This window comes from Streptantibioticus silvisoli, assembly GCF_027947535.2.
In the GTDB taxonomy this organism is placed as follows: Bacteria; Actinomycetota; Actinomycetes; order Streptomycetales; family Streptomycetaceae; genus Streptantibioticus_C; species Streptantibioticus_C silvisoli.
Window position 1 is genome coordinate 1 of the sequence record NZ_JAAGKO020000067.1, and the last position, 12,927, is coordinate 12,927.

At 74.4% G+C, this 12,927-nt stretch carries 8 protein-coding genes; 3 read left to right on the forward strand and 5 right to left on the reverse strand.

What is annotated here, in order from left to right; all coding sequences use genetic code 11:
- Window positions 1-354: 354 nt before the first annotated feature.
- Window positions 355-1,614 (reverse strand): ATP-grasp domain-containing protein, encoded by a 1,260-nt coding sequence (locus POF43_RS30360; RefSeq protein ID WP_271322121.1) that lies wholly within the window; start codon window positions 1,612-1,614, stop codon window positions 355-357.
- Between the two features lie 192 nt (window positions 1,615-1,806).
- On the opposite strand from POF43_RS30360, the gene POF43_RS30365 reads away from it, so the two are divergent.
- Both POF43_RS30365 and POF43_RS30370 read left to right on the forward strand, forming a co-directional pair.
- Window positions 1,807-2,508, forward strand: coding sequence for an SGNH/GDSL hydrolase family protein (locus POF43_RS30365; protein ID WP_271322120.1), 702 nt, complete (start codon window positions 1,807-1,809; stop codon window positions 2,506-2,508).
- Window positions 2,505-3,584 (forward strand): methyltransferase, encoded by a 1,080-nt coding sequence (locus tag POF43_RS30370; protein WP_271312482.1) that lies wholly within the window; start codon window positions 2,505-2,507, stop codon window positions 3,582-3,584. The genes POF43_RS30365 and POF43_RS30370 overlap by 4 nt, the downstream gene beginning before the upstream one ends.
- 63 nt (window positions 3,585-3,647) lie before the next feature.
- On the opposite strand, the gene POF43_RS30375 is transcribed toward POF43_RS30370, so the two are convergent.
- Both POF43_RS30375 and POF43_RS30380 read right to left on the reverse strand, forming a co-directional pair.
- On the reverse strand, window positions 3,648-4,898 hold the full coding sequence (locus POF43_RS30375; RefSeq protein WP_271312483.1) for a cytochrome P450: 1,251 nt from the start codon (window positions 4,896-4,898) through the stop codon (window positions 3,648-3,650).
- A gap of 21 nt (window positions 4,899-4,919) precedes the next feature.
- Window positions 4,920-6,191 carry an MFS transporter gene (locus tag POF43_RS30380; RefSeq protein ID WP_271312484.1) on the reverse strand — a complete coding sequence of 424 codons (1,272 nt, stop codon included), beginning with the start codon at window positions 6,189-6,191 and terminating at the stop codon, window positions 4,920-4,922.
- A gap of 232 nt (window positions 6,192-6,423) precedes the next feature.
- Between POF43_RS30380 and POF43_RS30385 the strand changes: the two genes are divergently transcribed.
- Window positions 6,424-7,695, forward strand: a complete 1,272-nt coding sequence (locus POF43_RS30385) for a class-III pyridoxal-phosphate-dependent aminotransferase (protein WP_271312485.1) — start codon at window positions 6,424-6,426, stop codon at window positions 7,693-7,695.
- 546 nt (window positions 7,696-8,241) lie between these two features.
- Here POF43_RS30385 and POF43_RS30390 read toward each other — a convergent pair.
- On the reverse strand, window positions 8,242-11,058 hold the full coding sequence (locus POF43_RS30390) for a type 2 lanthipeptide synthetase LanM family protein (protein WP_271322119.1): 2,817 nt from the start codon (window positions 11,056-11,058) through the stop codon (window positions 8,242-8,244).
- A 50-nt stretch (window positions 11,059-11,108) separates the two neighbouring features.
- Window positions 11,109-11,954 carry a DUF6229 family protein gene (locus POF43_RS30395; RefSeq protein WP_271322118.1) on the reverse strand — a complete coding sequence of 282 codons (846 nt, stop codon included), beginning with the start codon at window positions 11,952-11,954 and terminating at the stop codon, window positions 11,109-11,111.
- Window positions 11,955-12,927: the final 973 nt, after the last annotated feature.

Sequence of the window (12,927 nt, forward strand, 5' to 3'; positions counted from 1 at the left end):
CCCGCCGGGCGCGCCTGAGCCCGGCCCGCGGCGGGGGTGCGCCCGGACCGGCCGCACCCCCGCCCGACCGCCGCGCGGACGCGGCAGCCCGGTGCGCGCGTCCACCGGGCCACTGGACCGGCGGACCCGGGCCACGGGCAGCGCCGGACGCGCCTCGCGCAGCTCGAACGCCGCGGTCCGCCCGTACGCCGCCGCTGATCGACCCGGACCGCGCCGGACGCACCTCGGGCCTGTCGAACACCTGCGGCGTGCCCGTTCGCCACCGTGACGGCCCCGGGCGCCGCCGCGTTCCTGCCGTCCGGTGACGTCCCGGACCGGGTCGCGGACTTGCGCGAGCGCACCGGCCGTCGGCCGTCAGGCGTCGGCGGGCACCGTCTCGATCCGTACCAGGGCCGCGGCCTTCTCGGCTGCGGCGGCGGCCTGCGGTCCGTCCGCCCCGGTGGCAAGGATGTGGACCGTGCGGTCGAAACCGCTGGTCACCGGCCCGGCGACCGAACCCTCCTTGGCGGTGACGACGGCGGCGAACACCCCCTCGACGGCGGCGGCCTCCTGCGTACCGTGCACCGCGCGCACCACGCCCGGCTCCGCCGCGCCGAACCGGATCGCCGCGCCGCACCCGGCCCGCGCCGCCCGGTCGGGGCGCTCGCCGCGCAGCACCCGCACCAGGTCGGCCACCAGCGAACCGCCGTACGCCTGGTCGATCAGCGGCACGATGGCCCCGCCGGGCAGCCGGCCGGCGCACTCCACCAGGTGCGGTTCGGTGCCGCCGACCAGGATCCACTCGCTGTGCAGCGCGCCGGTGCCGTAGCCGACCGCGGCGATCAGCGCGCGGGTCGCGGCCACCACCCGGTCGCACACCTCGGGCGGCAGGGCCGACGGCAGGGTGTGCCCGGCCTCGACGGGGAACGGCCCGGGCCACAGCGCCTTGTCGGTGACGTTCGACCAGATGACCTCCCCCTCGGCGACCAGCGCCTCCACGCTGACCTCGGGCCCGAGCAGCCGCTGCTCCGCCAGCAGGCCTCCCGGGGTCCAGCCGGCGCTGCGGGCCGCGCCGTCGTCGGCCGCCGCGGTCGCCCGCCAGGCGGCGTCGACGTCGTCCCCGGGGCCCAGCAGCCGCACGCCGAGGCTGCCTTGCCGGTCGGCGGGCTTCAGGACGCAGTGGCCGCCGTGCCGGGCGGCGAAGGCCCGTACCGCGGCCGGGTCCGCGACCCGCGCCCAGTCCGGCTGCGCGATGCCGGCCGCACCGGCGACCTCCCGCAGCCGCGCCTTGTCGCGCAGCGCCAGCGCGGCCGCCACCCCGGCGCCGGGCAGGCCGGCGGCCCGCGCGTAGACGGCCGTGGCCACCACGCCGTACTCGGTGCTCGGTATCACCGCCGCGGCGTCGGCCAGCGCGGCCAACGGCGGTGGCTCGGCGGCCTCCTGGCGCTGCGCCGGGCCCTCGACCACCGCGGCCACGCAGGGCCAGCGGGCGGCCCGCTCCCGCAGGCCGCCGGACTCGATGAGGTCCGCCTCCTCCACGACGGTCACCGACCCGGGCGGCAGCATCTTGTCGATCTCGCTGATCATTCCCAGCCCGCAGCCGATCACGACGCAGGCGTCGCCGGTACCCGGCATGGCGCGCTCCCTTGCTCGGCGGCGGCGGGCGGGCCCGTGCCGCGCTCGACAACCCGTCAGGGAGTATCGCGGGCGGAGCCGACGGTGCGCCAGGCCCGTAACGGGCGGGACGCGTCGGGCGGGTGGGTTTGCGGTGCGCCCGCCGCCGCGAGCAGGCTTGTACGGCCGGGGCCGGTGGGCCATAGTCCTCCCATGCCGATACCTGTCTTGACCGGCGAGGCCGCCGACGCGTACTGCCTGAACGACGGGGAGGCCGCGGCGCTGCTGGCCGGCCACCCCTGGACCCGTTTCACCGTGATCGGCGACAGCGTCGCCGAGGGACTGGGCGAGGCCAGCCCGGGCTTCCCCGACGAACCGTGGGCGGACCGGATCGCGGCCGAACTTGCCGACGCGCGGCCCGGCACGGCGTACACCAACCTCGGGCGGGCCAACACCCTTTCCGGGGACGTCCGCGCCACCCAGCTCGAACCCGCCCTGGCGCAGCGGCCGGACCTGGTCCTGGTCGCGGCCGGCGGCTTCAACGCGCTGTCGCGCTCCTACGACCCGGACGCGGTCGGCAAGGACCTGCACGCCATGGCGCGGGCGTTCCGCGACGCGGGCGCCGAGGTCATCCTGGTCAGCATGTTCGACGGCTCGCACTCCCCCGCGGTGCCGGAGCAGCTGCGCGCAGGGCTGCGGTCGCGGTTCTTCGACCTGGCCGACCGCACCCGGTCCATCGCGGCCGACCTGGGCACGCTGCACGTGGACCTGACGCCCCATCCGGCGTCCGGCGAGCCGGGCATGTACGCCTCCGACGGCCGGCACGGCACCCGCCGGGCCCACGCGATCTCGGCCGCCGAGACGGTACGGGTGCTGGGCGCCCGGCTGCGCGCCGGCGACAAGCCGGCCGGATGAGCCAGGCGCCGCCGCCACCGGCCCCGGCGGACCGGCAGCAGCGGCCCGGGGTCGCCGACCGGGCCGCGCTGTTCGCGGTGCTGACCGGCGGCTGGATCGCGCAGGCGGTCTACGCCGTCACCCGGCTCGGGGTGCCCGACCTGCTGGCCGAAGGTCCGCGCACGGTGGAGGAGCTGGCCGCCTCCGCCGGGGCGGACACCCGCACCCTGTACCGCACGCTGCGGGTGCTGGCCGCCCAGGGGCTGCTGCACGAGCCTCAGCCGCGTACCTTCGAACTCACCTCCGTCACCCGCCTGTTGTGCGCCGACACCTCACGGTCCGCCCAGCCGACGGCGCTGATGTTCGGTGAGGAGGTGCACCGGTCGTTCGGCGAGATCGCCCACACGCTGCGCACCGGCCGGCCGGCGTTCGACCGGCTCGCCGGGACGCCGTTCTACGACTACCTGGGCGAGCACCCGCAGGCCGCCGCGACCTTCCACGCCGCCATGGGCGCGGCTGCGGTGCCGGCCGCGCTCGCCCGGTGCGACCTGACCGGGGTCGGCTCGTTCGTCGACGTGGGCGGCGGGGAGGGCGGGCTGCTCGCCCGGGTGCTGGGCCGGCACCGGTCGGCGCGCGGGGTGCTGGTCGACCTGCCGGAGTCGATCGGGCAGGCCCGCGAACGGCTGGCGGCGGCGGGGGTGGCCGACCGGGTGGAGTTCGTCGCGGGCAGCTTCTTCGACGCCGGTGTGCTGCCGGCCGGCGCGGACGTCTACGCGCTCTCGCGGGTGCTGCACAACTGGGACGACGAGGGGGCGGCGGCGATCCTGGCCCGGGTGCGGCAGGCCGTCCCGCCGCACGGGCGGCTGCTGGTGTTCGAGTACCTGGAGGACACCGCCCCGGCCCGCGGCGGCGACCCGCTCGACACGCAGGCCAAGCTCATCGACCTGCTGATGATGGTGATGCTCGACGGCCACGACCGCTCGCGCGAGGAGTACACCGCGCTGCTGGAGGCGGCCGGCTTCGCGGTGCGGTCGGTCGACGCCTCACGGGTGCGCGCCTCCCGCACCGAGAGCGTCATCGAGGCGGTCCCGGTCTGACCCGGCGGCGTACCGCGCCGCGCGCCGCACGCCCCGGTGGGCCGTGCGGCGCGTGGCGGGCGCCTACTTGACGGTCACCGGCAACGAGGAGTACCCGCGCACCACGAACCCGCGCCGCACCGGCGGGCCGGCCAGGCTGAGGGTGGGGAAGCGCCGCAGGAGCGCCGGGAAGAACAGCTCGGCCTCCATGCGGGCCAGCGGCGCGCCGACGCAGAAGTGGATGCCGCCGCTGAAGGACAGCACCGTGGTGCCGGTGCGGGTGATGTCGAAGACCTCCGGGTTCTGGAACTGCGCCGGGTCGTGGTGGGCGGCGCCGGTGATGGAGAACACCGTGTGGCCGGGCGCGACCGGCACCCCGCCCGCCTCGGCTCCCGGTGCGGCCACCCGCACCACGACGTGGGTGGGCGAGTCGTAGCGCAGGACCTCGTCGACCGCGCGGCCGGCCAGGGCCGGGTCCTCCTGGAGCAGCCGGGCCTGTTCGGGGTGGTCCAGGAAGGCGATCAGACCGTTGGACAGCAGGCCGACGGTGGTGTCGACCCCGGCGCCGAACAACAGGATGACCATGCGCAGCAGTTCGGTGTCGGTCATACCGTTGTCCGGGTCGGCGTCCGCGGTGGCCACCAGGTCGGACAGGATGTCCTGCTGCGGCTGGCGGCGGCGCTGCTCGATCAGATCGGTGAAGTAGTCGTTGAGTTGCAGCGCGCCGCGGTCGGCGTCCACCAGCCGGTTGGGGCCGACCCCGACCTCCACCACCTGCATCACGGAGGAGGTGGGGTCGTGCAGCATGTCCCAGTCCTTCTCGGGGATGCCGATGAGGGTGCCGACGACGGCGGTGGGCAGCGTTCTGGCCAGCATGTCGTAGGCGTCCACCACGCCGCCGTCCGACGCGGCGTCGGCCAGCCGGTCCAGGGCGCGTTCCACCAGTCCTGAGACGTTCTCGCGCATCGCGGTGACCCGGCGGGCGGTGAAGGACTTGTTGACCAGCTTGCGCAGCCGGGTGTGCTCCGGCGGGTTCTGGAAGAGCACCGACTCGATGTTCTGCACCACCGACGGGTGGGTGCGCCAGTCGGGCGACACGACGTCCATCCACGCCTGGTTCTGCGCCCCCAGCGCGGGGTTGCGGATGGCCGCGGCGCAGTCGGCGTACCGGGTGAGGTAGACCCGGCCGGTGCTGGTGACGTGCACCGGGTCGAGGTCGCGCACCCGCGCGTACAGCGGGTACGGGTCCTCACGGGCCTCGGCGCGGGCGAACAGGTCGGTCAGCAGGTCGTCGGCGGTCTGCCAGTTGTCGTCGACGCTGTCGTTCTCGGTCATGGTGCCTCCCGATCGGGGATGTCACACCTCGACGCCGGCCGGGTGCGATACGGGCGCTTCGAGTTGCCGCAAAACTCTCCTGCCCTGGAGCCACATCGCCGTGACGCCGTACAGGCCGGCGCCGACGAGGACCGCGGTGCCGGGCCCCGCGGTGTCGGCGAGGACGCCGAAGACCGTGGGGGCGGACCACTTCAGGCAGAAGCCGAGCAAAAGCATCGCGTTGCCGGACTGGCCCTGCATGTGGTGCGGGGTCAGTTCGTAGGCGCGGCTGAGCAGGATCACGTTCACCGGGGAGACGGCGCAGACGGACACCGCGCCGGCCACTCCGATGAGCACCGGCGAGGGCGCGAAGAACATCGCGACCGGGCACGGTACGAGCAGCCAGGACGCCAGGAGCACCAGGGTGCGCCGGGAGAACCGCTGGATCAGGGTCGGGGCCAGCAGGGCGCCGAGCAGACCGCCCACCGAGAAGATCGCGCTGATGGTGCCGATGGTCGAGGGGCCGGCGCCGCGCGAGCGGGCCAGCACGATGACGCTGAGCATCATGCCGGTGGCGGTGAAGTTCACCAGTGCCGCCCACGCCGCCACCGTGCGCAGGTAGCGGTCGGCGGCCACGAAGCGCAGGCCGGCGGTCAGCCGGCGCAACACCCCCTGCGGGCCTGCCTGCTGGGTCGCCGCGACCGGGTCGACCGGCTGGCGCACCAGCGCGGAGGTGACCGCGATGACGCCGAAGGAGAAGGCGTCGAAGGCGAACGGCAGGAAGCGGGCGACGGAGAACAGCAGACCGCCCAGTGGCGGTCCGATCACCGAGGCGGTCTGGTCGCGGGCCTGACTGCGCGACAGCGCGGTGGGCAGCTGCGGCGGCGGCACCACCCGGCGCAGCGCGCCGCGGTTGGCGCCGAGGTAGTAGGCCGACCCGGCGCCCTCCAGGGCACCGGCGACGACCAGGTGGACGAGGGTCACGTGCCCGGTGGCGGCGGCCACCGCGACGCTGGCGAGGGCGAGCGCCTGAAGCAGCGCGCTGAGCACCATGACCTGCTTGCGCGGCCGCCGGTCCGCGGTGGCTCCGGCGGGTAACAGCAGGGCGAGCATGGTGACCAGTTCCGAACTGCCGACCAGGCCCGCGCGGGCCGCCGAGCCGGTCACCGCCAGGGCGAGCAGCGGATATCCGATGGCGGACAGTTCGTTGCCGAGGGCGGAGACCGCCTGGCCGCTCCACAGCAGGGTGAAGTCGCGATTGCGGTGCAGGGGCGTGAGGACGGGATCGGCGATGGCCTGTTTCGTATCCCCCATGCGGCCAATTCCCGCCTTCTGCTGAGCGGCCCGGTGCGTTTGTGACACGCGCTCCGGGATTATGGCACGCGCCCGCCGCGCTTGAGAAGCGCCGAATTTATCCGCCGCCGAGGATGGACGTGCGGCCGTCCTCTCGGATAGCTTCTCCCCCGATTGCTCCTTGCACCTGCGTATTTGCTTCGCGAACCGCTATTGCACGGCATGGCCCCGCGAACGGCGAGAAGGGCGAAGTATGGAGTTCGAGGCGATCGATCCCGTCGAGGCGTACCGGCGGGCCGTGAACCCGTTCCGGCACGACGTGATCAAGGCCAAGGGCTGGCCCGAACTGTTCACCGGCGCCGACGGCGCGTACGTGACCGGGGCGGACGGCCGCCGCTATCTCGACATGCTGGCGCAGAACGGCGGCGCGACGCTGGGCCACCGGCACCCGCGGGTCGTCGAGGCGCTGACCGGTGTCATCCGCTCGGGCAGTCCCTTCCTGGTACCGATCGGCGTGCCCGCCGCCTCCGGGCTGCTGGCGGCGCGGCTGTGCGACCTGGCGGGCGCCGACCTGGAGCGGGTGTACTTCTGCACCGGCGGCTCCGAGGCGGTGGAGAACGCGATGAAGTTCGCGATGGCGGCCACCGGACGGCAGGGGTTCGTCGCCTTCGGCGAGGGCTTCCACGGCTTCACCCCGGGTCCGCTGCCGCTGGCCGGCCACGACTACTGGCGCCGGCCGGTGCCGCACTGGACCCCCGAGGGCCGCCACCGGGTGCCCTTCGGGGACGTGGCGGCGCTGGAGAAGGCGCTGGCGGCCGACGACGTGGCGGCCGTGTTCGTCGAACCGGTGCAGGGGCTGGGCGGCGCCCGGGTCTGGGACCCGCAGGCGCTGCGCGAGGTGGCCGACCGCTGCCGGGCGCACGGCACCCTGCTGATCTGCGACGAGATCCTGACCGGCATCGGCCGCACCGGCCGCTGGTTCGGCTTCCAGCACGCCGGCGTCGAACCCGACCTCGTGGTGGTCTCCAAGGGCCTCAGCGGCGGCATCGCCCCGGTGGCGGCGGTGCTGATGACCGCGCAGGTGCACCGGTCGGTGTACAAGTCGATCGCCAGCGCCTACATCCACAACTCGACGTTCGAAGGCCACCTGCTGGGCATGACCGCCGGCCTCACCGTGCTCGACGTCATCGAGCAGGAGGGGGTGCTGGAGCAGGCGGAACGCACCGGCGCGCTCCTGCGCTCCCGCATCGAGGCGCTGGCCGCCGAGGGACTCGGCGTACGCGAGGTGCGCGGCCTCGGGCTGCTGCTGGGCATCCGCATCGAGGGCCTCTCCGCCCCGGACGCCCCCGACGGCGCCGCCGCCGTCGTCGACCTGATGATCGAACGCGGCGTCCTGCTGGAGTCCGCCGCCCACGCCCAGAACTGGCTGCGGCTGACCCCGCCGTTGACGCTGAGCGAGGAGTCCGTCGAGGTCTTCGTCACGGCCCTGCGCGACAGCCTGCTGGCACTGGACGCCCGGGGCTGAGCCCTGCGGGGGCCGCTGCGCGGGCGGTACGGTCGCGCGGGGCGGGGTTCGGCTGCGCGCCGGAGAGCGGTCGCGCGGGCGGGGACGGCTGCGTGGCGAGGGCCGACGCGGTCGGGGTCGCTGGACGCGGGGGCCGCTGCGCCGGCGGTACGGTCGCGCGGGCCGGGTTCGGCTGCGCGCCGGGGACCTGCCGCATGCGGGGGTCGGGGAGGCGCCGCCCGGGTGGGGATTGCGGCTTGCCTCGGCACTGCCGCATGCGGGGGTCGGGCCGTTCGCCCGGAGCCCGTTGAACGGTTCGACCGCGCACCGAAATCCACCGGGTGCCAGGGTTCGCCTCGCCGCGCCGGGAACGTCCGCCGCAGGGCGGAGAGCCGCCGCCCCTGGTCCGTCCGCACATACGGAACCCGCTGAACACCCGGAATCCGACCGCGCGCCGAACACCCCACCGCCGACCCGGGTCCGGCCACGCGCCGAACACCCCACCGCACGCCGGGAAACACGGGTCACCGCAAGCCGCAGGCCGCAGGCAGCGACCCGCCGACCGCCTCAGCCGCCGCCCACCGTCCCCTGGAGCAGGACCGCCGGTACCCCGTGGTCCGGGTGCATGCGCAGCAGGGTCAGCACGGTTCCCGCCAGCCCGGTCATCAGTCCCGGCGCGGTGGCCTCCACGGCGCCCGAACCCGTGGGGGCGTGCTCCAGTTCGTCCAGCAGGGCTGCGGCGAGTACGTCCCGGTCCGGCAGTACGGCGCCGACCCGGGCGGTCCGGGCCGACTCCAGCGCCTCCCAGCGTCCGCAGTCGCCGTGGCACAGCGACCTGCCGTGCCCGAACCCGGCGGCCAGTACCGCCTCCGCGGCGGCACGCGCCGGCTCGCGGTAGCGGGGATCGCCGGTGCGCGCCAACAGGTCGCAGGCGGCCAGCGCGGTACCGGCCGCACCGCGGCACCAGCCGGCGTCGTGCCCGGTGGCGGGTGACCACGGCGGCCCCGACAGGTCGTCGGGCTGCCGGCCACCGGTCAGCCGGGCCCGCGCCCAGGCGGTGCCCAGCGGGCCGTTGAGGAACCCGGCGGCGCCGGCCGTACCGCGGTCGGCCGTACCACTGTCGGCCGCGCCACCGTCGTCAGTACCGTCGACCGACGCGAGGAGGGTCTGCGTGAGGCCGTCCGCGACGGCGCGCAGGCCCGGGTCCGCGGTGGCGGCGGCCAGGTCGGCCAGCGGGACGGCGGCGCCGGCCGGTCCGGCGGCCCAGCCGGTGAGCGGATCGCCGTCCGGGGTGATCCGCCGGGCGAGGGCGACGGCCCGCCGGGTCATCGCGGGGTCGTTCAGCAGCGCGCCCAGCGTCCGCCACGTCCACACCTGTCCCGGCAACCCGGTCAGGGCGCCGTGCCGCGGCAACGCCCTGGACGACTCCGCGACCTGGAGGCCGCGGACCGCGCCGGCGACCAACTCGGTGAGCCCGTCCACCGGTTCGGCCCGGTCGTGCCGGACCTCGCGCAGGTACGCGGCCAGGCAGAGCGCGACGCCGGCCTGGCCGCTGAACAGGTCGGGCCCCAGTTCCCGCACGCCCCAGCCCGCGGCGGAAAGCACCGGCCCGATCCAGCTGACCGAGCCGTCGGCGCCGTGCACGGCGGTGTCACGCAGCACGGTGACCGAGGCCGCCGCCAGCCCGCGCCGCCGCTGCTCGACCCGGGCGGCCGACCGCTCGCCCGGCGCACCGGACCGTACGGCCTGCTGCCCATCGGACCGTACGGCCTGCTCCGCACCGGCCGGGCGGGGCTCGACGCGGTGCACGACGCGGGACTCGACGCGGTGCGGGTCGCGGTAGAGGCCGGGCAGCGCGTGGGTGACGAAGCGGGCCTCGCGCGCCAGGTCCGCGCAGCGCCACTCCTCCAGCGCCTCCCGCAGCTCCGCCGCTCCGAGGGTCAGGGTGTGGACGGGGGTGTCGCCGGCGAGGATCTGGGCGAGTTCGGCGTCGATGGCCGCCTCGTCACGGGGTGCGGACGGGTTGCCGCGGGCGTGCCGGCGCAGGGTCAGCCGGGCCCGCTCCAACGCCGCCGGCTCGTTGTGGAAGGCCGCCGGATGGGTCAGCATCGTGCGGATGTCGCCGTAGACCTGGGTGGAGCGCCGCACCAGCCGGACGTCCGCGCCGAGGAACAGGTCCAGCAGCGGTGCGAGCGAGCCGGCCGCGTCCAGCCGGCGCATCCGGGCCGACAACTCCTCGAACCCGGCGACGATCTCCTCCCAGTGCCGTTCCGGCTGCGGGTCGGCGCAGGGGTGGTTGAGGAACGCCGACGGGCTGGCCTCCCGCTGGACCAGCCGGGCCTCGTCGGTGCCGGCGTCGGCGATGCCGCGCACCCGTAGCGCGGGCTGCTCGCCGGGGAGCCTGCCGACGGCGGAGTAGTCGATCCCCGCCACCAGCCCGTTGCGCGCCGGCAGGATGCCGGTCCGTACGACGGCGCGGCCGAGGATGCGGCGGGCGGCGGAGGTGGCGTCCGGCCCGGCCGGGCCCGGGGGCGCGGGGGTGAACATCGTCTCGGCGTCCACGATCACCGGCACCGGCCCGACCGCCAGGACGTTGGCCGCGTGCAGGTCCGTGCCGCCGAGCAGCCGCATCACCGCGAGCCAGTGGCCCAGGTTCCGGTGGAAGGCGGCCAGTTCGGCATCGTCCGCGCAGTGCCGGTGCGTCTCGAACGCGGCCCAGCCGTAGCCGGGCCGGGCGAGGGTGCGCGGCGTCCTGACGCGTTCGGGAGCCTCCGGCAGCAGCCCGGCGAGGAACGTGTCGAGGGCGGCGTCGACCTGGGCCGGGCGTGGTTTGTACATGACCGAACCGCCGTCGAAGCGCAGCCGGGAGACGGTGTGGCCGCCGCGGTGCGGGTCGCCCTGTCCGAGGGTGAGGCCCAGCAGGTTCCCCAGCGGCCGGTCCGCCAGCCGGTCCAGCGCCGGGCGGTCGGCTGCCAGCCGCTCGGCGAGCACCGTGACGGCGTGCACGAGGTTGCCGGCCGCCGCGTCCAGCCGGGGTCGCAGCGTGGGATAGCGCGCGTCGAGCCCGTCCCGGAAGGCGGGGCCGCGCGCGTGGTCGAGGAAGGCGTTCCAGCGCTCCCGGGGATCGGGGGCGTCGAGCTGTCCGGTGAGCGAGGCCGCGCGTAACTCCAGCAGCAGGGTGCGGCCCAGCCTGGTCTCGGTGCCGGCCAGCAGATACTGGCGGGCGTCGCGGGCGATGACCTGTCTGTCCCGGTCCTCCAGTCCCCCGACACCCGCCAGCCGTTCACCGATCCGCGCGGACCAGTCGGCGGTGAGCGCTGCGACGGGGCGGTGGAAGAGACCGCGGGGCGCCTGCGCGCCCGGTACCGTCCGTGAGCCGTCCATCACCCCGTCCAATCCACCACCGGCTGCTTCCGCGATACGTCACCCAGGGATCACGCGTAGACGAGCCCCGGCTCCTCGATGGTGATGGACGGCTCCTCGATCGTGATCAGCGCCTCCAGCACCGAGGGCTCCTCGATGGTGATGAACATGTCGACCAGCGAGGGCTCTTCGATCGTGATCGAGGGCTCCTCGATCGTGATCAGCATGTCGACCAGCGAGGGCTCTTCGATGGTGATGGACGGCTCCTCGATGGTGATGAGGGAGTCGACCAGCGAAGGCTCCTCAATGGTGATCGAGGGCTCCTCGATCGTGATCAGCGCCTCCACCAGCGAGGGCTCTTCGATGGTGATGGACGGCTCCTCGATGGTGATGAGGGAGTCGACCAGCGAAGGCTCCTCGATCGTGATGGACGGCTCCTCGATCGTGATCAGCGCGCCCATCACCGAGGGCTCCTCGATCGTGATCAGCGCCTCCACCACCGAGGGCTCCTCGATCGTGATCGACGGCTCCTCGATCGTGATCAGCGCGCCCACCAGCGAAGGCTCCTCGATCGTGATCGAAGGCTCCTCGATGGTGATGAGGGAGTCGACCAGCGAAGGCTCCTCGATCGTGATCGACGGCTCCTCGATCGTGATCAGCGCGCCCATCACCGAGGGCTCCTCGATCGTGATCGACGGCTCCTCGATCGTGATCGACGGCTCCTCGATCGTGATCAGCGCCTCCACCACCGAGGGCTCCTCGATCGTGATCGACGGCTCCTCGATCGTGATGAGGGAGTCCGTCACGGAGAAGACCGTTCCGGCGAACAGCGGACCGGCGGGGTTTTCCATTCCGCAGGCACTGTCGGAGCCGGAGAGCCAGGCGGCGAGGACCTGGTCCATTTCTTTCTTGATCATTTGCGTAGCCCTTCAGCGGAAGTGTTCCGAGGGTGTGGGAAGTACCTGAAACGTCGCGCACCGAATCCGAGTTCGGACGGGAAGGGGTGTTGCCGCGTTCGCTGTCCGGAATGTACGGGCCCGGAATTCGCATGACACACGATTGTGCAGTAGATCGACTATGCAATCGTGGACCTTATCAGGGCGGGCAGGACTGCGGAAGAGAATGGCATCAGGGCGCCATTGGGACGGCCTTCCGGAGTCGAAGCGGAAGCGTTCGGCGGCGTTCGCCCGATCTGCTCGTTTCGGGCCGTATTCCATTCCCTTTATGGGAACGGCACTCCGGGTCCCCTCTCCCCCTTCTCCGCCGGCGCACCGACCCGCACGACGGCCCGCAGGTCCGGGCGGTCGTCGCGAGCGGCGACCACCGCAGGGGAGCGTCGGCGGCCGGTCCGGCCGGCCGGTTACGACGCCGGTGGCCGATTCCGCTTGGGTGCCGACCACGCGACGTCAACACGGCGCCGACGCGACGTCGGCGCTTCGCTGAGCCGCGACCGGCGAGGTGCGCGCAGCCCGCCCCGCGGTGCGGTTCCGCTCCCGCACGGGCCCGCCTCGTCCGCCCGGCGTGGACGCCACGGTGCCGCTACGGAACGGCCTCCACCTCCGCCCGGCGCACGGGGGTCCCGCGCTCGCAACGTCGCGAACCCTGCGGGGCGATGAACACGGAGCGTCGGCGTTGCCCACGCCGATCCGGCCACCGGGCTGCCACCGCGGCGCGGCGCGGCGATGACGACGGCTCCCCGACCGTGGCAGCCGACTCCGGCGGCACGATCGGTCCGGTGTTCAGCGCGGCGTTCGGTCCGGCGTTCTGTCCGACGTTCGTCCGACGGTGGTGTACGCCACGGTCGGCCGCGGGGTGACGCCGGCGGCCCATGATGCGGCCGAGCGCCGCGTACGCATTGTCACTCGGGCAACTGGCCCTGCTCGCACCGGA